General features: G+C 66.7%; 20 protein-coding genes. 3 read left to right on the top strand and 17 right to left on the bottom strand.

Going from position 1 to position 17,953, the window contains the following annotated elements:
- Positions 1–80: 80 nt before the first annotated feature.
- A complete protein-coding gene (locus tag ACAX61_RS13100) occupies positions 81–1,433 on the bottom strand; it encodes a metal-dependent hydrolase family protein (RefSeq protein ID WP_370715278.1) in 1,353 nt (450 codons plus the stop codon).
- An 88-nt stretch (positions 1,434–1,521) separates the two neighbouring features.
- Between ACAX61_RS13100 and ACAX61_RS13105 the strand changes: the two genes are divergently transcribed.
- The 3 genes from ACAX61_RS13105 to rnhB are packed head-to-tail and all read left to right on the top strand — an operon-like array spanning position 1,522 to position 3,540.
- Positions 1,522–1,746, top strand: a complete 225-nt coding sequence (locus tag ACAX61_RS13105) for a DUF1272 domain-containing protein (protein WP_370715279.1) — start codon at positions 1,522–1,524, stop codon at positions 1,744–1,746.
- A complete protein-coding gene (thiD, locus tag ACAX61_RS13110; protein WP_370715280.1) occupies positions 1,743–2,936 on the top strand; it encodes a bifunctional hydroxymethylpyrimidine kinase/phosphomethylpyrimidine kinase in 1,194 nt (397 codons plus the stop codon). Before ACAX61_RS13105 ends, thiD begins: the two co-directional genes overlap by 4 nt.
- Complete coding sequence (rnhB, locus tag ACAX61_RS13115) at positions 2,929–3,540, top strand: ribonuclease HII (RefSeq protein ID WP_370715281.1); 612 nt, start codon at positions 2,929–2,931, stop codon at positions 3,538–3,540. The genes thiD and rnhB overlap by 8 nt, the downstream gene beginning before the upstream one ends.
- A gap of 2 nt (positions 3,541–3,542) precedes the next feature.
- On the opposite strand, the gene fliS is transcribed toward rnhB, so the two are convergent.
- Genes fliS through fliF form a run of 16 tightly spaced genes read right to left on the bottom strand, consistent with a single transcriptional unit; the run spans position 3,543 to position 17,949 of the window.
- Positions 3,543–3,941: a flagellar export chaperone FliS gene (gene fliS, locus ACAX61_RS13120; RefSeq protein WP_370715282.1), complete on the bottom strand. Its 399-nt coding sequence runs from the start codon at positions 3,939–3,941 to the stop codon at positions 3,543–3,545.
- A 2-nt stretch (positions 3,942–3,943) separates the two neighbouring features.
- Complete coding sequence (fliD, locus tag ACAX61_RS13125) at positions 3,944–5,380, bottom strand: flagellar filament capping protein FliD (RefSeq protein WP_370715283.1); 1,437 nt, start codon at positions 5,378–5,380, stop codon at positions 3,944–3,946.
- Positions 5,381–5,423: 43 nt separating this feature from the next.
- The gene (locus tag ACAX61_RS13130) at positions 5,424–6,554 is read right to left on the bottom strand and encodes a flagellar type III secretion system protein FlhB (RefSeq protein WP_370715284.1); all 1,131 of its coding nucleotides are present in this window, start codon (positions 6,552–6,554) and stop codon (positions 5,424–5,426) included.
- Entirely contained in the window at positions 6,554–7,327 is a 774-nt protein-coding gene (fliR, locus tag ACAX61_RS13135) for a flagellar biosynthetic protein FliR (RefSeq protein WP_370715285.1), read from the bottom strand. Before fliR ends, ACAX61_RS13130 begins: the two co-directional genes overlap by 1 nt.
- Before the next feature lie 4 nt (positions 7,328–7,331).
- Positions 7,332–7,601 (bottom strand): flagellar biosynthesis protein FliQ, encoded by a 270-nt coding sequence (gene fliQ / locus ACAX61_RS13140; protein WP_370715286.1) that lies wholly within the window; start codon positions 7,599–7,601, stop codon positions 7,332–7,334.
- A 7-nt stretch (positions 7,602–7,608) separates the two neighbouring features.
- Positions 7,609–8,421 (bottom strand): flagellar type III secretion system pore protein FliP, encoded by an 813-nt coding sequence (gene fliP / locus ACAX61_RS13145; RefSeq protein ID WP_370715287.1) that lies wholly within the window; start codon positions 8,419–8,421, stop codon positions 7,609–7,611.
- Positions 8,418–8,672, bottom strand: a complete 255-nt coding sequence (locus ACAX61_RS13150) for a flagellar biosynthetic protein FliO (protein ID WP_370715288.1) — start codon at positions 8,670–8,672, stop codon at positions 8,418–8,420. The genes fliP and ACAX61_RS13150 overlap by 4 nt, the downstream gene beginning before the upstream one ends.
- A gap of 5 nt (positions 8,673–8,677) precedes the next feature.
- On the bottom strand, positions 8,678–8,983 hold the full coding sequence (fliN, locus tag ACAX61_RS13155) for a flagellar motor switch protein FliN (protein ID WP_370715289.1): 306 nt from the start codon (positions 8,981–8,983) through the stop codon (positions 8,678–8,680).
- Complete coding sequence (locus ACAX61_RS13160) at positions 8,980–9,933, bottom strand: flagellar motor switch protein FliM (protein WP_370715290.1); 954 nt, start codon at positions 9,931–9,933, stop codon at positions 8,980–8,982. The genes fliN and ACAX61_RS13160 overlap by 4 nt, the downstream gene beginning before the upstream one ends.
- A gap of 6 nt (positions 9,934–9,939) precedes the next feature.
- Positions 9,940–10,524 (bottom strand): flagellar basal body-associated FliL family protein, encoded by a 585-nt coding sequence (locus tag ACAX61_RS13165; protein ID WP_370715291.1) that lies wholly within the window; start codon positions 10,522–10,524, stop codon positions 9,940–9,942.
- 18 nt (positions 10,525–10,542) lie between these two features.
- Entirely contained in the window at positions 10,543–12,732 is a 2,190-nt protein-coding gene (locus ACAX61_RS13170; RefSeq protein WP_370715292.1) for a flagellar hook-length control protein FliK, read from the bottom strand.
- Between the two features lie 12 nt (positions 12,733–12,744).
- Positions 12,745–13,176, bottom strand: coding sequence for a hypothetical protein (locus tag ACAX61_RS13175; RefSeq protein WP_370715293.1), 432 nt, complete (start codon positions 13,174–13,176; stop codon positions 12,745–12,747).
- Entirely contained in the window at positions 13,166–14,497 is a 1,332-nt protein-coding gene (locus ACAX61_RS13180; protein WP_370715294.1) for a FliI/YscN family ATPase, read from the bottom strand. The genes ACAX61_RS13175 and ACAX61_RS13180 overlap by 11 nt, the downstream gene beginning before the upstream one ends.
- Positions 14,491–15,255, bottom strand: a complete 765-nt coding sequence (locus tag ACAX61_RS13185; protein WP_370715295.1) for a FliH/SctL family protein — start codon at positions 15,253–15,255, stop codon at positions 14,491–14,493. The genes ACAX61_RS13180 and ACAX61_RS13185 overlap by 7 nt, the downstream gene beginning before the upstream one ends.
- Positions 15,248–16,252 carry a flagellar motor switch protein FliG gene (fliG, locus tag ACAX61_RS13190; RefSeq protein ID WP_370715382.1) on the bottom strand — a complete coding sequence of 335 codons (1,005 nt, stop codon included), beginning with the start codon at positions 16,250–16,252 and terminating at the stop codon, positions 15,248–15,250. The genes ACAX61_RS13185 and fliG overlap by 8 nt, the downstream gene beginning before the upstream one ends.
- Positions 16,252–17,949, bottom strand: coding sequence for a flagellar basal-body MS-ring/collar protein FliF (fliF, locus tag ACAX61_RS13195; protein WP_370715296.1), 1,698 nt, complete (start codon positions 17,947–17,949; stop codon positions 16,252–16,254). The genes fliG and fliF overlap by 1 nt, the downstream gene beginning before the upstream one ends.
- Positions 17,950–17,953: the final 4 nt, after the last annotated feature.

The following is a 17,953-nucleotide window of genomic DNA, read 5'->3' on the forward strand; positions in this document are numbered from 1 at the left end:
TCAGGGACGGGCGAATAGCGCATCGCGCCATTCGCGCAACCGGGGTGCGGCGGGACGCGCCCATCCCGCCGCCCGCGCGGTCAGTTCGCTGTCGTCGCCTGATGCTCCCCGCCCAGCTTGTGGACGACCCCGCGCCGCATGACGAAGGGCACGGTTTGCAGTCGCGTCACGTCCGCCACCGGATCGCCCGCGACCGCAATGATGTCGGCGTCCTTGCCCACTTCGATCGAGCCGATGCTGTCGGCGCGGCCCAAAAGCGTCGCGGCGTCGATCGTCGCCACGCGGATCGCGCGGGCGGGGTCCATGCCGGCATCGGTCATATATTTGAACTCGAGCGCGTTCGTGCCGTGCGGGCCGACACCCGAATCGGTGCCGAAGGCGATTTTCATGCCGCTGCCGAACGCCCTGCGGTGGCTGGCCTTGACCACGGTTGCGACCTGTTCGGCCTTGGCGACGCTGGCGGGCGGGCGTTCCCCGGCGCGGCCCTGGCGGATCACGCTTTCAAAGGCGTGCATGGTCGGCACCAGATAGGCGCCCTTTTGCTTGAACAGGGCGATCGTCTCATCGTCGATATAGCTGCCATGTTCGATCGAATCGACGCCGGCGCGAAGCGCGGTGTCGATCCCCGACTTGCCATGCGCGTGTGCCGTCGCCTTGCGGCCAAAGGCATGGGCGGTGTCGATGATTGCCTTCATTTCGTCATAGGTCATCTGCGCCTCAAGCCCGCCCGCGATGTTCGAGCCCACGCCGCCCGATGCCGCGAACTTGATCACCTCAGCGCCGGTGAAGATCTGTTCGCGCGTGGCGCGACGGCAATCGTCGGGCCCGTTGCACAATTCGGGCGACTGTTCGCGCTCGACATGCGCCAGTTCGCGGCGCAGGCCGTTGGCGTCGCCATGCCCAGCCGTGACCGAAATCATGTGCCCCGCATTGACGATGGTCGGCCCGGCGACCTCACCGCGATTGATCGCATCGCGCAGCGCGCGGATGCCGCGCGGTTCCCCGCCCAGATCGCGCACCGTGGTGAAGCCTGCGTCCAGCGTCTTGCGCGCTGCCGCCATCGCGCCGACGAACTGATCCTCCAGATCCAGCCCCGGCCCGTCGATCCGCGCCTGAAGCGGATAGCCCGACGAATAAAAATGGACATGCATGTCGATGAAGCCAGGCAGGACATATTGGTCCTTCAGGTCGATCAGACGTGCGCCGCCCTCTGGCGCGGCAAAGCCGTCGCGGATTTCGGCGATCTTTCCGTCGCGCACAATGATCGTGGAATTGCCGCGCGCGCGCTCACCCGGGCGCGCCAGCAGCGAGCCGGCATGGATATAGCTGACCTGCGCCGCCGGCTTCGCGGCGGGCGCGGGCGGCTGCTGCTGCGCCGACGCCGGTGTGGCGAGCGCAAGCGTGGCGGTGGCGGCGAAAAACGCGAAACGCATCGAAATCCCCCTGTTCATCCCTGTTGATAGCACCAGACACGACTAGCGCCCGCTTGCCAAGCGTGGCTGCGCGCGCGATGGAGGCGCGATGCTGGAAATGCGGCCCGACTGCGAACGCTGCGGCACCGACCTGCCGCCCCAGGCGCATGGCGCGTTCATCTGTTCGTTCGAATGCACCTTCTGCGCGGAATGTGCCGATGTGCTGGACGAGCATTGTCCGAATTGCGGCGGCGAACTGTCGGACCGCCCGACGCGCACGGGTGAGCGGCTGAAGCGCAACCCCGCCTCGACCGAGCGGCGGCACCGGCCATGACGGCGCGCATCCTGATCATCGCGGGTTCCGATTCGGGCGGCGGCGCTGGCATTCAGGCCGATATCAAGACGGCGACGATGCTGGGCGCCCACGCCATGACCGCAATCACCGCGATTACGGCGCAGAACACGATGGGCGTTGCCGCCGTGCATCCGGTGCCGACCGACATGGTCATCGAACAGATCGATTGCGTGATCCGCGACATCGGCGTCGATGCGGTCAAGATCGGCATGATCGGTTCGGCAAAGACCGCCGTGGCACTGGCAGCGCGGCTGGGTGAGATGCCGGGCCTTCCGGTCGTATTCGACCCGGTGATGGTCGCGACGTCGGGCGCGACGCTGGCCGATGATGCGACGATCGCCGCCTTTGAACAACTGATGCGGATCGCCACCGTCACCACGCCCAACCTGCCGGAACTGAAGGCATTGTCGGGCATGAGCGTGCTGGACAAGGCGGCGCAGCGCGAAGCGGCGCAAAGCCTGGTGCAGCGGCGTGGTCGCGCGCTGCTGGTCAAGGGCGGCCATGCCAAGGGGCGGCAGGTGACCGACCGCCTGTTCCAGCCCGCCGAGCCGGGCATTGCGCCAGAGGTCGAATGGAGCGACCCGCGAATCGATGTCGATGCGACGCACGGCACCGGATGCACGCTGTCGACGGCCATCGCCTGTGAATTGGCCAAGGACTGGTCGCTGCCCGAAGCGGTGGCGCGCGCGCGGCGCTTTGTGCGAATTGCGATGCAGGATGCCGCGCCGTTGGGGCAGGGGCACGGGCCGATGGCGCAACAGTCGGTGCGGCTGGACCTCAATCAGTCGCGCTGGGCGCCGATGCTCAACCATGTGACCATCCCCGCGCGCGACCTGTCGGCCAGTGAGCATTTCTATCGCCTGCTTGGCCTGCGCCAGATCGTGCGCGCCGATGAGCGTTATGCCCGTTTCGAAAGCGAGGGCGGCGCGACATTGAGCATCGAGGCGGAGGAGGAGCTGGCCGCGCCGGTCGTGTTCCTCGAATGCGGGGACTTGGACCTGATGGTCGCCTATCTGAAGGCCCAGGGCATGACCTTCACCCAATTGCCGCGCGACGAGCAATGGGGCTGGCGAGAGGCGCGGCTGACCGACCCGGCTGGCAACATCGTCTGCCTGTATCAGGCGGGCGAGATGCGCCGCTTTCCGCCGTGGCGGCTGCGCGATGCCTGATTACAGTTTCGAAGGACGGCACACCGGCCCAGTCGCCGGCGTGGACGAAGCCGGGCGCGGGCCGCTGGCGGGGCCGGTGGTGGCCGCCGCGGTCATCCTCGACGCCAGCTGCATTCCCGACGGACTGAACGATTCCAAGGCGCTGACCGCCGCGCGTCGGGCCGAATTATGTGCCGCGCTGCTGAGCTGCGCGCGCGTCGGCGTGGGCGTGGCGAGTGTCGAGGAAATCGACGAGCTGAATATCCTGTGGGCGACGATGCTGGCCATGACTCGCGCGGTGGAGGCGCTGGATGTGGCGCCTGCGATGGTGCTGGTCGACGGCAATCGCTGCCCCAAATGGGTCTGGCCGAGCGAAGCCATTGTCGGCGGGGATGCCCGCTGCCTGTCGATCGCCGCCGCCTCTATTGTCGCCAAGCATCGACGCGACACGATGATGCACGAATATGATGCGAAATGGCCGGGCTATGGCTGGGCATCGAACAAGGGCTATGCCGCGCCGGGGCACCGGGAGGCGCTGAAGCGGCTGGGGCCGTCACCTATTCATCGGCGCAGCTTCGCGCCGGTGCGTGAGGCGCAGTTGATGCTGGAACTGCCCCCCGCCTGACGTCAGTGCCGAACGCTGGCCCAGGCGTCAGCGATTTCTTTCAACTGTGCGGCGGCGTTGCGGAACGGGGCGGGGTCGTTGCCGATGCTTGCCTCGACAACATGCGCGCGCAGCCCGCGATACAGCTTGGCCAATGTGTGCGACACATCGCCGCCGCGTTCGAAATCCAGGCCATTTTCCAGCGCGAACAGGATCGCCGTTGCGCGCGTGACCCGGTCGCTTTTGATGCGGAAATCCTGATGCTCGATCGCCCAGGCGGCACCGGACAGGGCGCGGATCGCCTCACCGTAGAGCAGGTCGACCAGCGCATGGGGATCGGCGCCGCCGGTGCGGCTGGCCAGATCGACCTGACGATAGGTCGCAGCCGGATCACCGGCCAGAACGGTTGCGTAGCGTGGCATCGTCAGTCGTTCGTGTTGTTCCACGCAGCAATCTGCTGCTCAAGGAAGCTTTGCGTTGATTTATAGGCCGCGACCTTGGCGTCCATGCTGGCGAATTGCTGGGTCATGCGCGTGCGCATCGCCTCTGCCGCCTCCAGCGCCTTCTCGCGCTGTTCGCTCACATCGGCCACCATGTCCGAATAGCGGGTTTCACTGGCGCCCAGGCCGGTGGTGCGGCTGGACGCGCTCAAGGCGATCAGCCGCAGCGAGGCGGGCAGGCCGCTCGTTGAGCTGAACATCGATTCCACCGCTTGCAGATTGGCGGACAGCGCGGAGTTCAGTCGAGTCGTATCGACGCCCAGCGTGCCGTCGCGATTAGTGGAAACCCCGATTTCGGCCAGTGTGCGCGGTCCGTCCGTGTCACTCGTCAGCACAGTCGAGGCCAGCTGCGAAAGCTGGCTCTTCAGTGCGCGGGCCGCCGGGTCCGCGCGAAGGCTGCCCTCCTTCGGGTCGGTGGCCGTGGCCAGCATCGATTGAAGTTCGTTATAGGCGGCGACAAAATCCTGCACCGCTTGCGACAGCCCCTCGGTCGGGGGCGTCGTGCCGACCTGAACCAGCGTGCCGGGTTTTGCCGTTACCAGTCCCAGTCGGATGCCGGGAACCAGATCCTCGATGCTGTTCGATTGGCGGCGCACCGCAACGCCGTCGATCGCGACGATCGCGTCCTGTGCCTGCGTGCCGATGGTCGCAGGCTTGTTCGTTCCGACCTCGAGGGAGGCGAGGGAGGCGGGTGCGGGCGTGGGTGCCGGGCTTGCGGCGGGATCGGCCACCGCCGTCAACGTAAAGGCCTGGCTGTCACCGGTCGCGCCCTTCAGCACCAGTCGCGCGCCGGTCGTGTCGCTGACGATGCTGGCGGTGACGCCCGCTTTCTTGGCGTTGATCGCGGCGGCAATGCCTGACAGGGTGGCGTCGCCTTGGCCGATGGTTATGTCGATGCTGGCGGCACTGCCGGGGATGAAGTCGGTCATCACGCCTGCTTCGACCGTAGCCGAACCGAAGGTCAGCGTCAGCTTGCCGGTTTCAAAGGGGGTGTTGGCGGCGGCCACCAGTCCCGAATTGCTGGCCTGTGCCTGCGCGATCTGGCGCACTTCCACTGATGCGTTGAGATTGGTGGCACTGCCGCCCGCCAGCAGGCTGGTCTTGAGCACGCTCGAGTCGCTGCTGGTCGGTTGCGTGGACAAGGTGCCGCTGCTGACCAGCGTTGCCAGCGCGTTCGAAAAGCCGGTGATCGCGTTCTTCAGCTCGGCCGCGGACGAAACCTGGGCGGTCAGCGTCTCCTCACGCTGGTCGAGCAGCGAGTTCTTGGTCGCGAACTGAGCGTCTACCAGGCCTTCGACCAGTGCCTGCACGTCAATGCCGGACCCGACGCCCAAGCTGTTGGTGATTGATCCGACGGCCATCGGTGCGCTCCTTTCCTCAATGAACGACCGGACGGCCGGTTTTTTAAGCCGTCGCCAGCGAATTTCCGTTTTCGTCGAATCGCGCACCCAGCGGCACATCGACCGGCGGCTGAATGCCCCCGGCGGCCGCGTTGACGCCGAAAACGAACGCCAGCACCGTCGCGATCGCCAGATACAGGTCGTCGCGAATCTCCTGCCCCTCGCGGCTGGTGTAATAGACTGCACGCGCCAGCGTCGGATATTCCAGCACCGGCACCGCCATTTCGGCCGCCAGTTCGCGCAGGGCCAGGGCAGTGGCCCCGCGGCCCTTGGCGACGACCACCGGCACATTGTCCCGCCCGCGTTCATATCGCAGCGCGACCGCGAAATGGGTCGGGTTGGTCAGCACGACATGCGCCTCCCCCACCGATTTGCGGAAACTGCGCTTGGCCATTTCGTGGCGGCGGCGATGCTGCGCGGCCTTTGCCTCGGGTGAGCCTTCGGTTTCCTTGTGCTCGTCCTTCACCTCCTGCTTGGTCATGCGCAGTTTCTTGAGGCGCTGCAGGATCTGGATCGGCACGTCGATGCCCGCAATCACCACCAGCCCCGCCGACATGGCGAGCATCAGCATCGTCAACTGGCTGCCCAGTCCGCCCAGCGCGTGCTGAAGGTCGCTGGACACCACACCCAACCCGCGTTGCGCGGTCATCGACAGCATCCACCAGCCGATGCTGCCCAGCAGCATGATTTTGAGCAGCGACTTGCCAAGCTCGATCCAGCCCTGTGATCCCAGAATACGGGCCAGGCCGCTGGCAGGATTGATGCGCGACCCCTTTGGCGCGAACAGCTTGCCGTTGAAGGACAGGCCGCCCAGCATCGCCTGGCTGACAATGGCGGCAGCCATCGTCACGATCAGCAGCCCGCCCAGCGCCGGGGCAAGTTTCCACCCCGCCTCCGCCAGCGGGCGCCAGGGTTCGAAATGCTCAACATCGGCGCGGCCAAAGGAGAGGCTGGCGATCACCACTTCGCGGATCGCGCCCAACAGCATCGGCCCGAACGCCACAAGCCAACCGCAACCCAGCAGCACCACCAGCGCCGCGCCCAGATCGCGCGACTTGAGGATATTGCCTTCCTCGGCGGCCTTTTGGCGCCGCCGCGGTGTCGGGGCTTCGGTCTTTTCGCCGCCGCCCGACATCAGCCGATCACCAGCGCGCGTGCGGCGTCCAGCGCCTCGCGAACGATCACCAGCATGTAGTCGCCCATTGCCGGCATCGCGACGAACAGCGCGACGACGCCTAGGAACAGGCTGGCGGGCAGGCCGACCGCGAACAGGTTGAGCGCGGGGGCCGAGCGCGACAACATGCCGACAACGATGTTCAGGCAGAGCAGCAGGAACCCGACCGGCAGTGCCAGCAGGAACCCGGCAAGGAAGGCATAGCCTCCGAACATCGCGATGTTGCGCAGCGCATTGGCGCCCAACCATGCCGCGCCCGGCGGCAACAGCTCATAGGATCGCGCAATCAGATCGACCAGGATCAGGTGCCCGTCGACCGACAGGAACAGCAGCGTCAGCAGGATCGACAGGAAATTGCCCAGCGCCGGGCTGCTGGCGCCGCGCTGGGGGTCCATCATCGTGGCAAAGCCAAGGCCCATCGATCCGCCAATCACTTCACTGGCAATCAGCGGCGCGGCAAAGGCGATTTGCAGAATAAAGCCCAGCGCCAGCCCGACCAAAGCCTCTGCCGCAATCGACAGGAAAGTGGTGAGGGCAAAGACCTGCGTCGGTGCGGCGATGGGCATCGACCCCATGATCAGCACCCCGACCGCAGCGGACAGGATGACCCGCACCGTCACCGGCACGCTGATCGCCCCGAATACTGGCGCTGCGACAAAGGCTGCGCCGATCCGCACCATGGTGAAGATCAGTGTCCACAATTGCGGCTCGACGGCGAGGCCCAGGCCCAGCATCGCCCTATCGCACCAGATCCGGGATGCGTTCGAAGATGCTGATCGTGAAATCGCTGAGCAGGCCCAGGATCATGCCGCCAAAGATGACGAGGCTGACGCCCACCACCATCAGCTTTGGCACGAATGACAGGGTCTGTTCCTGAATAGAGGTTGCGGCCTGTATCATGCCAAGGATCAGGCCCGAAACCAGCGCCGGCAACAGGATCGGCGCCGATGCCAGCGCCAGGATCCACATCGCCTGACGCGCGACCGACAGGAAATATTCGGCGTCCATCCCCGCATCAGCTCACGAAACTGTTGGCAAGGCTGCCCATGGTCAGCGCCCAGCCATCGACCAGCACGAACAACAGCAGCTTGAACGGCAGCGAGATGATTGTCGGTGACATCATCATCATGCCCAGGCTCATCAACACCGTCGCGACGACCAGATCGATGACGATGAAGGGCAGAAAGACCAGAAAGCCGATCTGGAACGCGGTTTTCAGCTCCGACGTGACAAAGGCGGGCAGCAGCACCGAAAAGGGCACGTCCTGCGGATTGGCATAGGGGCCGGTCTTGGCGATGCCGGAAAACATCGTGATGTCCTTCACGCGCGTCTGTTTCAGCATGAACGCGTGGAGGGAGGCGCCGCCCGTCTCGATCATCTGTTCGGCGCCGATCTGCCCGGCGGCATAGGGCTTGATCGCGGCTTCGTTCACGCGGGTGATCGTCGGCGCCATCACGAACAGCGACAGGAACAGGCTCAGGCCGACCAACACCTGATTAGGCGGGGTCTGTTGCAGGCCCAGCGCCTGACGCAGGATCGCCAGCACGATGATGATCCGGGTAAAGCTGGTCATCATCAGGACGATGCCGGGCAGCACCGTCAGCAGGCCCATGATGATCAGGACCTGAAGCGACAGCGCAAGCGGCGCGTCGTTGGCGCCGCCCAGCTGGCCCAGCGCGCGGTCCAGCGCGTCGCCGACCCCCGGCTGGGCGGGCGTCGTGGGGACGGGTGCGGCGGGCAGCGCCTGCGCCAGCGTCGGTTCAACCGCGAGCAGCGTCAGCACGAATGCAGCCAGCGCAAACAGCAAGGGGCGGGCAAGGCGGATCACTGATCCACCTTGTCGATCAGCGTGACCCCCGAACGGCTGATCGATACCAGCAGGCGGCGCCCTTCGAAATCGAGGACGGCCAGGCGCGTGCCGGTAGAGATCATCATCGTCTCGCGCACCTTCAGCATCCGCTCACCCTGATTGCCGGGCATGCGCGATTCCAGCCGGCGCCACAGATACAGGCACCCGACCAGCAACCCGCACACCAGCGGCAAAAGCACCAGCAGCTTCAGGACATAGGACCACATCATGGGGTTCAGCGCACCCGGCGTTCGGGGCTGACCAGTTCGGTCATGCGGACGCCGAAACGGTCGCCCACCGTCACCACTTCGCCGCGACCAATCAGCGTGCCGTTGACGAATACGTCCAGCAGCTCGTTCGCCTGTCGGTCGAGTTCGATGACGCTCGATTCACCCAGCGCCAGCAATTCGCGCAAGGTCAGGCTGGTCGATCCGATCTCGACCGTCAGCTTGACGTCGACGTCCTGAAGCAGCCGAAAATTGGCCGCGACGCCGGGGCTGATCGGGGCGTCCGTGGGAAAGCCGCCGGTCATGTCGTTCATGGGTGAAGATCCTCTTCCTCGAGATTCTCGAGCTGGTGAATGCAGATGGCGGCACGGCCGTTCTGGGTGCCAACCATGCCGGTACCCAGCCGATGGGCGCCGACCATGATGGGCACATGCTGACCAAAGCTGATGGGAATGACGTCGCCCTGCTTCAGCTCCATCAGCGCGCCCAGCGACATGACGGGTTCGGCAAGGACCGACCGAACGGGAAAGCGCACGCCCATCGCGGCGCGAGTCAGGCCGTTACGCCAGCGCGGTTCGGGTTCGGCGGTGCGGCCATGCACCTTTGCGTTCAGCGACGGGCCGATCGGCTTGAGCGCGGCGACCGGGTAGACCAGGTCGACGAACACCGGCTCCCCCTGACCTGCCACCAGGGCGAAACGGGTGACGATCACCGCGTCCTCACCATCGAAATCCGACAGCATCGCCGGATTGATCTCAACCCGGCCCGGCGTGAAATCGAGGCGGGAGACCGGCTCCCATGCCGCCGACAGCGGTTCGGCAATGGTGCGGCCCAGTCGTTCGACCAGCGCCTCTGCCGCAGCGGAAAACTCGCCGGGCATGGGGTCGGGCGCATCGCCAACGCCGCCGAAATACATGTCCAGCATTCCGAGCGTGAAGCGCCCGTCAAGGACCAGCAGCGCGTTGCCCGCCGTCGGATGCATCGCCATGGGCAGCCACGCGGTCAGCACCTTTGGCCGTTCGGCGACATAATCGGCAAAGCGCATGACGCTGAGCGGTTCGGCCGAACTGCGGATCGCACGGCGCAGAACGGGTTCGAACACGCCGCGCAGGCCACGTGCCAAACGCGCCGAGAGATGTTGCAGCGTGTGCAGGTCGCCAAACGGATTCAGGTTCGCCGCGCCCAGCTTGGCCGCGTGCGATGCGTCCGGTCGCTGACGCTGGCGTCGATCCGACGCGGCGCTTCCTGAAGCCTTGTTAACCATGCGAATTCACTGAACAACAAAATTGGTAAAGTAGACGTTACCAATCCCGCCAAAGCCCTCTTTCTGCTTCAGTGTGTCGTTGATCGCCTTGACCAGCCGCTTTTCCAGTTGCTGCTTGCCCTGGGCGGTGAAAACCTGATCTTCGCTGGTTTCGGAAAGCGCCATCAACACCGCCGAACGCACGGCAATTTCGTGCGTTTTCAGATTGTTGATGACCTTGTCGTCATAGGGAGTCGACACGGCGATACCGACCTGGATGAAATGCACGCTGTCGGCCAGGTTCGATGTGAACTCCTTTTCCAGCGTGTAGTAATTCGACGCGAATTCGCTGCCGCCTTCGCCCTCTGGCGTCGTTTCGCCGCCACCGTCACCACCTTCGGGTTCGCCGGGGCGCTTCTGTTCGCTGCGCGGCACCAAGCGCGGGCGATCCGATTCGGCCTTCTCATGGCTGCCGCCGATCATGCCGGTGGCATAAAGACCGCCACCGATCCCGCCCCCGGCCAGGATCAGGCCACCCATGCCGATCAGCACCCATTTCATTGCGCCACCCTTTTTCTTGGGCTTGGCTGCTGCTTCCTTGTTGTCGCTCATGTTTCAATTTCCCCGCGATCAGGCGATTCGTTCGTCGGTTGAGGGCTCGGCCGCGCCGTTGCTGGCGCGGCGGTTGGTAAGGGGGGCGTCGGCGTCGGGCCGGTGGGGCGTGCGCTGCTGCCCACCCTGACCGTCGCCGCCCATGGTCTGCGCGCTCAGCCGCAGCCCGCGCGCTTCTGCCATGTCGGACAGGCGGGGCGCAGCTTCGCTCAGCAGTGCCTTGGCCTCTGGCGCTGCTGCATCGAGCGTGACGGCGATGCCCTGATCGGTTTCGACCAGCCGTACCTCGACGTCGCCCAGCGCGTCGGGCGACAGCGCGATCCGCGTTTCAACCTTGCCGTTATCTTCGCCCATGACCGTTTCGATGCGATCGATCATCGCTGTCAGCCATTCCTGACGACTGGTGTCGATGGGCGCCGACGTCAGCGTGGCGGTGGCATCGACCTGTGCCTGCGCGTCGACGGGCGCGGCATCGGGCATAGCCTGAACATTAGGCAATTCGACCGCAAAGGCCGTGTTCGGGCGCGCGCGAAGCAGGCGGTCGGTCCCGGCGACAATGGGCGCGGCCGCTGCTTCGTCCGCTACGGCGGTCCGCTGGAGCGCTGGGCGCACGGGCGCGTCGCTGCGCCTTGCTGGGGCGACTGCGGCGGAAGCGGCTTCGTCGGCCGCCATTGGCTGCTGCATGGCAACGCCCTGCGAAGCCTGAAACGATGTCGTGGCGGCTGGCGCAACCTCGAACCGGGGCCGTTCGACCACGGCGGCCGCAACCGCGACCGGTGCGGGCATGTCCAGCGGCGTCGCGGACGCTGATCCAGGCGGGGGTGACGGGGTAGCATGCTCGGCGACGGGCAGGGCAGCGGCCGCTGGAGGCGTCGGCTGACCCGATGCGGCGCTCTGGGCAGGCGCAGGTGCGGGCGCGTCCACCGGCGCTGCGATCACCCCCGTTCGAACGGGGAGAGGGGCCGCATTTTGCACCGTGTTCTGTGGCGTCGGGCTTGCGGTCGTGACCTCTGGCTGCGGATCGCTCTGCGGCATCAGCGCAAGCAAGCCGTTGCCGTCACCTTCGCTAATGCTGTCGCTTGCAGGATCGGCTTCCGCGTCGTCCCGTGGTGCCGCCAGGAGATTAATGACGGCGGCGCCTTCGCCGTCGCTGTGCTTTGCACGACCGCCTTCCGCGTCTCGCTTCGGGGCGGCCACGCTCTTGCGGGCAACGACGCTGTCGCCTGTGGGGAGCTTCGGATCGGATGGATGCGCGCCCGCACGCGGCTTCGTTGCGCTTGGTTCTGGCAGTTTGGCGAAGCGCGACACGATTGGCGCGGCTGGCGGCGGGGGTGGCGTTGTCGGAGCGGCATCGTCCGGCAACATCTTGCCGGTCATGGCATTGTCTTGCCGATCCTCGGCGATCGGTCTGGCCCCGGCCACCAGTGCGGCAGCAGTGACAGGCGCTGCTGACGTATCCTTTTCATTGCCTGCTGCGGGCGCCTGGAGCGCCGCGGCGACCGGCGCGGGAGCGTTCGCGGGCTGAGGCAGCGTGGCTGCGCTACCGGTGTCGTCTAGAATGGCCGGGGCAGTGCCCAGTGCGCTTTCGCCAGCGGTTATTGTCGCAACAGGCCGGTCTGCGTTCACGAATCCTTTATCGGGGCCAAGGGTGGGCGTGTCGGTGCCAGAAATAACGGTCGGCGCGCTCATTGTCGAAGGGGGCAGCATGGCAAAGGTCGACGCTGTCTCGTCGGTCAGGCTGTGGCCAGCGGCGGGCTGGGCAGCCGCGTTTGCGCTATGGACGTCGTCGGAACGTACCGGCGGAAGGCCCGGGGTAAGGACCATCGGGCGCTCGCGCGGCGTAGCGATCAGCGCCGGCGCATCGGCACCCGAACGCGGTTCGGATGTGAACTTGCCCTCGGAACCGGACGGCGCAACCAACCGGTCGACGTTGAGAGGCGTCGTCGTGCCCGATCGGGGCAATGTGATCGCGGCACCGTCGGCGCTTAAGGACGCAATCGGCGCGGTGATGGCGGGCAGCGATGCATCGACGACGATAGGCTGTGCGAGCGTGCCACTCCCCGGAATAGCGGGAATAACCGGTGCCGCGATGCTTGCCGATCCGAGCAGTGCGGCAAAGGTCGACGGCGCGCGGCCGGGCCGTTCACCGGCGGTGGCGGGCTGGGTCGGTCCGTGCGAACCGGGCGAGAGGATCAGGTCGGGCAGCATATGCCCCGGCAATCAGCAAGGATCGTGCCGATTTGGCGCACGGCCCGGCGGCAGGTCTTCCAACGCGCGGATCGCCTTGAGCGCGGCGGCGTGATCGGCGCGGGTGATCAGCTTTTCGACAGCGCTCTGGTCGCGCCGTGCCTCTCGCGTGGCGGCTTGGGCGCTTGCCAGCCCTTGATGGGCGGTGGCCACACGCGCTTCGGCGGCATCGGCGGAGGCATGCAGACGGTCACGATAATGCGCTGACGCGGCAAAGCTGAGCGCGTCGGCGGGTTTGCTCGACGGCGTGGGTGCGACCTCGGCGGCGAGGTGAGCGATGCGGTTCTTCAGCGCCAGTTCGCTGGCCACCCGGTCGGCGGCGCGTGCTTCCTCCGCACGGGTCAGGCCCAGTTGCAGCGTGCGGACGCGCAGGATCCGCTCCAGTTTTTTCGGGTCAGCCGGCATCGCCAAACACGCCCGTAAGCTCGGCTACAGCATCGCCCAGCGACACGACCTCGTGCGAGTCCTGCCGGATATATTCGAGGACGGCGCCGTTGGCGGCGATGGCGGCGTCAATCGCCGGATCGGCCCCGGCGCGGTAAGCGCCCATCAGCACCAGATCGCGATTTTCCTCATATGTCGCCAGATGACGGCGCAGCGTCCGCGCCGCCAGCACATGGTCGCGCGGCGCGATGTCGGTCATCACGCGGCTGACCGACGGGCCGACATCGATGGCGGGATAGACGCCGCGTTCGGCCAGCGCGCGGCTGAGTACGATATGTCCGTCCAGGATCGAGCGCGCCGAATCGACCACCGGGTCGTTCCCGTCATCGCCATCGGCCAGCACGGTATAGATGGCGGTGATCGACCCGCCGGACGTGACGCAGGTGCCCGCGCGTTCGATCAGGCTGGGCAGCATCGCGATGGCCGACGGCGGATAGCCGCGCGCCGATGCCGGTTCGCCCAGCGCCAGCCCGATCTCTCGTCCGGCATGGGCGACACGGGTCAGCGAATCCATGATCAGCAGCACGCGCTTGCCCTCGGCCCGGAACGCCTCCGCAATCGCGGTTGCGCGCAGCGCGCCGCGAATACGCAGCACCGGCGAATGATTGGCGGGCACGGCAACCACCACCGACCGCGCGCGTGCCTCCCCGAAAATCTTGGTTTCCAGGAAGTCGGCAACCTCCCGGCTGCGCTCTCCGATCAGGCCGACGACGACCACATCGGCCTGTGCCGCGCGCACGATCATGCCCAGTAGCACCGATTTGCCGACGCCCGATCCGGCCATGATGCCGACGCGCTGGCCCTGACCGATGGTCAGCAGGCCGTTGATCGCACGCACACCGACATCCAGCGGCTCCAGCACGCGACCACGATCCAGCGGGTTCTGGATGTGCCCCGCCAGCGGCCAGCGACCGGCGCCCCGGATCGGGCCGCGCCCGTCAATGGGTTTGCCCGCGCCGTCGACCACGCGGCCCAGCAGCGCGGCGCCCACCTCTGCCTCACCCGGCGCGCCGATTGGGCGCACCGGCGCCTGTGGCAGCAGTGCGGCGGGGCCGCCCAGGTTCATCATCAGGGTGCGATTGCCGCGAAAGCCGATTACTTCCGCCTCGACACGCGCGGTGCCTTCGCCGATTTCGCACACCGTGCCGACGGGCAGCGACAGGCCCACCGCCTCCATCAGCAATCCGTCATAGGATGCGAGCCGCCCCGATACGCGCGGGCGCGGGGCAATGGCGGCGCTGCCGATGGCACCCAGATAATCGTCGGCGAAACGCGTCAGCATTTCGGCAACGGCACGCGATCGATTGCGGCCGTCAGTTGTTCGATCCATCGTTCGGGGCTGTCCTCCACGATGGTCGAGGCTGCTTCCAGGCTGAAGGCGCCGCGCGCCATGTCGGCGTCGGCAACGGCGAACACCGTGGCGGGCAACCGGCCATCGACCAGCGCCATGTCGGCGGGATTGAGCCGCAGGATCGCCGATTCGGTCGAATCAGCCAGCAGTTCGACTGCGGCCTCGATCCGGGCGTTCAGATTGTCCGCACTCACGCCGGTTTCGCCGATCAACTGGCTGACCAGTGTCAGCACCGTCTGGCGCATCTGCGTGGCAAAGCGTTCGCGGTCCAGCCAAGTGACGCTGGATAGCGCCTGAGCCAGCCCGTCCAGCAGCGCGCGGTCGCGGTTCCGGTCTATAGCCGCCTCTTCCCGCGCTTCCCGCAGACCCTCGGCATAGCCCTCAGCGCGGGCGGTGGCGACGGCATCGACGCTGGCGGCGGCGGCGGAAAAGGGGTCCCAGCCCTCGGTCGGCTTGTTCTCGCGGTCGGCGGGGTGGAAGTGGCGCGGTTCGGGCGCGGCTTCCTCGGCGGGGGAGAGGTCCTGTTCGGGTTCGCGGTTGCCCGGCGGTGTCGGTGCAAATCCCGGCGGCGGCGAAAAGGCGCGGCGCAGCGCATCGCCGATATCGTCGTGCCGCCCGGCAAACCCTGCGGCAAAGGCGACCGGCGCGCTGGTGGCGAAAGCGGCCTGTGGCGACCATGCCTCAGACATAATCATCCTCCCCGCCGCCCATCATGATCGTGCCTTCCTTGGCCAGCGAACGGGCGGTCGCGATAACCGCCTTTTGCGCGTCCAGCACTTCGCTCAGCCGCATCGGGCCGCGCTCTTCCATTTCGTCGCGGATACCGTCCGCGGCGCGCGCCGACATGCAGCCCAGGAAGCGGTTGCGTCCCGCTTCGTCGATGCCCTTCAGCGCGCGCACCAGCAGGTCGGTGTCGACGTTGCGGATCAGCACGCCCAGGTTCTTGTCATCCATTTCGAGCAGATTGTCGAAAACGAACATCGCTTCTTCGATCTGGCGGGCGACATCGCGGTCAAGCTTGGCCAGTTTGGGCATGACCCGTGCTTCGGTCGCCTTGCGGGCACTCGACAGAATCTTGGCGGCGTCCTTGGTCCCGCCCATTTGCAGGCCGGTGCCCGATTGCGGCTGGCCGATACGCGCCGACAGGGCCGCGCGCAGCGTGTCGATCGCCTCGGGCGTGACGGGCCCAAGTCGCGCGACGCGGTGCAGGATCTGTGGCTGCAGGTGTTCGGGCAGGATTTCCAGCACCTGTCCTGCGACCGCCGGGTCCAGATTGGCGATCAGAACGGCAGCGATCTGAGGATGTTCGGTTTCGATCAGGCTGGCGATTTCGCCGGGGTCCATCCAGTCGAGCAGGTCGATCGCACAGGCCGCTTCGGGCGGCGTGATCTGCGCCAGCACGCTGTCGGCCTTTTCGGGGCCGAGCGCCTTGTTCATCATGCCGGCGATCTTGGGGCGCGGGTCGAAGCCGATGGCGGTCCGGTCACGCGCATGGGCAATGAAATCGTCGAGGACCGACTCCACTTCTTCCTCGCTGACATCGGCCACGGTGAACATGGCTTTGCCCAGCTGGCGGACTTCCTCCGGCTCCAGCTTTTGCAGGATGGCGGCGGCTTCCTCTTCGCCGACCAGCATCATCAACACTGCGGCGCGTTCGACGCCGGAAAACTGGCGCAGGGGTTCCATCACTGTTCGTCACCCCGGATCATGTCACGCACCGCCAGCGCGGCGCGCGTCGGATTGTCGCGCGTGAAGCCGCGGACCAGCCCCACGCGTTCGTCATAGCTGCGCGCCGACTGCAGCATTTCGATGCTGACCAGTTCGGCATTGGCGCTGGGCACAGGGGCGGCGACTGGCGTTCCGTCCGGCCCCTCGACCATGGCGGTTGCCGCGCCTGTGGCATCGACGGCGGTCGCGCCGTCGGCACCGGGCAGCGCCAGCGCGGCTTCGGGCTTGGCGTCGCCGCCCTTTTTCGACAGCGAGCGCACGATGGGGCGGATGCCGACGAACAGGACCAGGAGCGCGATCATCAACGCCGTGCCATTGCGGGCGGCGACGGGAAACCATTCGGCGTCGTACCAGGCGCGGGCGTCGGCATCGGTCACTTCGGCGGAGAAGGGTCGGCTGATGACCGTCACCTGATCCTGCCGCGCCGCGCTATAGCCGACGGCGGCGCGGACCAGTTCGGTCACCTGGCGAAGCTCGGCCGCGGTGCGCGGCTTGGCACCCGCGGGCTCACGCAGCAGCACCGCAACCGACAGGCGGCGGATATTGCCGGGTGCCTGACGCGTCACCGACACCTGCTTGCCCAGGTCGTAAGTGCGGGCATATTCCTCGCTAGCCTTGCCGCCGGCGCCCATCACGCCCGCGCCCGGCTGGGTTGCGGGGTCGTTGGGATTGGTCAGCGTGGCGGTGGCGGGCGGCGTGTTGGACAGCGCGCCGGGAATGCCGCCGGGCGCACCGGCGGCTGCCTGTGGACTCTGCCACTGGCCCTGTTCGGCGCGCACCACGCCCGATTTGTCAAAGGTTTCGCGCGTCGCCTGATTTTCGTCCAGATCGACATCGGCTTGCACCTCGGCCGAGAAATTGCCCGCGCCGACCAGCGGCGTCAGCAACTTGGACAGCTGAAGCCGGAACTTGTCCTCGACCCGCCGCTGATAGTCGATGCGTGCGTCGCCCGCGCTGGCGCCGGCTTGGCTGTCCTTGGAAGACAACAGCGCGCCCATCTGATCGACGATGGTCACGTCGTCGGACTTCATCCCCGGCACCGACCCGGCAACCAGATTGACGATCGAGCGCACCTGGCTGTCCGACAATGTGCGTCCTGGCTCCAGCCGGACGATGACCGATGCGGAGGGGCGGGCATTGTCGCGCACGAACACCGACGCTTCTGGCGTGGCCAAGTGGACGCGCGCATCGATGACGGCGTCGATCTCGGCAATCGAACGGGCCAGTTCGGTTTCGCGCGCCTGTTTCAGTCGCTCACCCTCGACCGCACGGCTGACGCCCATCGGCAGTTCGTCGAGAATGGCATAGCCGCCGGGCGCCGCTTTCGGCAGGTCCTGGCTGGCCAGCAGCATCCGGGCGCGGTGATAATCGTCGTCGGCGACGGTGATCGCGCCCGATTGGTCGATATGTGACGGGATATTGGCGGCCGACAGCGCGTCGCTGACCGCGGCCTTGTCGGCGTCGCCCAGATTTGGGAACAGCACCCGCTGCGGCGGCTGGGCGATCATCACCCAGGCCAGCGCGGCGGCGGCGATCAGGCTGACGATCATCACCAGCGGCAAGGCGCGCTTCACCGCCGGTTGCTGGAGCAGCCCCTGCGCCTGTTTCAGCGGCTGGGCGATGGCGGGCGGCAGGGTTGCAAGTGCGTTGGACATGGCG

The organism is Sphingomonas sp. IW22, assembly GCF_041321155.1.
In the GTDB taxonomy this organism is placed as follows: domain Bacteria; phylum Pseudomonadota; class Alphaproteobacteria; order Sphingomonadales; family Sphingomonadaceae; genus Sphingomonas.

What these genes read in the sequence shown, in the direction of transcription:
- ACAX61_RS13100 (WP_370715278.1), bottom strand. Translation starts at nt 1,433, where the DNA reads ATGCGTTTCGCGTTTTTCGCCGCCACCGCCACGCTTGCGCTCGCCACA.
- ACAX61_RS13105 (WP_370715279.1), top strand. Translation starts at nt 1,522, where the DNA reads ATGCTGGAAATGCGGCCCGACTGCGAACGCTGCGGCACCGACCTGCCG.
- thiD (WP_370715280.1), top strand. Translation starts at nt 1,743, where the DNA reads ATGACGGCGCGCATCCTGATCATCGCGGGTTCCGATTCGGGCGGCGGC.
- rnhB (WP_370715281.1), top strand. Translation starts at nt 2,929, where the DNA reads ATGCCTGATTACAGTTTCGAAGGACGGCACACCGGCCCAGTCGCCGGC.
- fliS (WP_370715282.1), bottom strand. Translation starts at nt 3,941, where the DNA reads ATGCCACGCTACGCAACCGTTCTGGCCGGTGATCCGGCTGCGACCTAT.
- fliD (WP_370715283.1), bottom strand. Translation starts at nt 5,380, where the DNA reads ATGGCCGTCGGATCAATCACCAACAGCTTGGGCGTCGGGTCCGGCATT.
- ACAX61_RS13130 (WP_370715284.1), bottom strand. Translation starts at nt 6,554, where the DNA reads ATGTCGGGCGGCGGCGAAAAGACCGAAGCCCCGACACCGCGGCGGCGC.
- fliR (WP_370715285.1), bottom strand. Translation starts at nt 7,327, where the DNA reads ATGCTGGGCCTGGGCCTCGCCGTCGAGCCGCAATTGTGGACACTGATC.
- fliQ (WP_370715286.1), bottom strand. Translation starts at nt 7,601, where the DNA reads ATGGACGCCGAATATTTCCTGTCGGTCGCGCGTCAGGCGATGTGGATC.
- ACAX61_RS13150 (WP_370715288.1), bottom strand. Translation starts at nt 8,672, where the DNA reads ATGATGTGGTCCTATGTCCTGAAGCTGCTGGTGCTTTTGCCGCTGGTG.
- fliN (WP_370715289.1), bottom strand. Translation starts at nt 8,983, where the DNA reads ATGAACGACATGACCGGCGGCTTTCCCACGGACGCCCCGATCAGCCCC.
- ACAX61_RS13160 (WP_370715290.1), bottom strand. Translation starts at nt 9,933, where the DNA reads ATGGTTAACAAGGCTTCAGGAAGCGCCGCGTCGGATCGACGCCAGCGT.
- ACAX61_RS13165 (WP_370715291.1), bottom strand. Translation starts at nt 10,524, where the DNA reads ATGAGCGACAACAAGGAAGCAGCAGCCAAGCCCAAGAAAAAGGGTGGC.
- ACAX61_RS13170 (WP_370715292.1), bottom strand. Translation starts at nt 12,732, where the DNA reads ATGCTGCCCGACCTGATCCTCTCGCCCGGTTCGCACGGACCGACCCAG.
- ACAX61_RS13175 (WP_370715293.1), bottom strand. Translation starts at nt 13,176, where the DNA reads ATGCCGGCTGACCCGAAAAAACTGGAGCGGATCCTGCGCGTCCGCACG.
- ACAX61_RS13180 (WP_370715294.1), bottom strand. Translation starts at nt 14,497, where the DNA reads ATGCTGACGCGTTTCGCCGACGATTATCTGGGTGCCATCGGCAGCGCC.
- ACAX61_RS13185 (WP_370715295.1), bottom strand. Translation starts at nt 15,255, where the DNA reads ATGTCTGAGGCATGGTCGCCACAGGCCGCTTTCGCCACCAGCGCGCCG.
- fliG (WP_370715382.1), bottom strand. Translation starts at nt 16,252, where the DNA reads ATGGAACCCCTGCGCCAGTTTTCCGGCGTCGAACGCGCCGCAGTGTTG.
- fliF (WP_370715296.1), bottom strand. Translation starts at nt 17,949, where the DNA reads ATGTCCAACGCACTTGCAACCCTGCCGCCCGCCATCGCCCAGCCGCTG.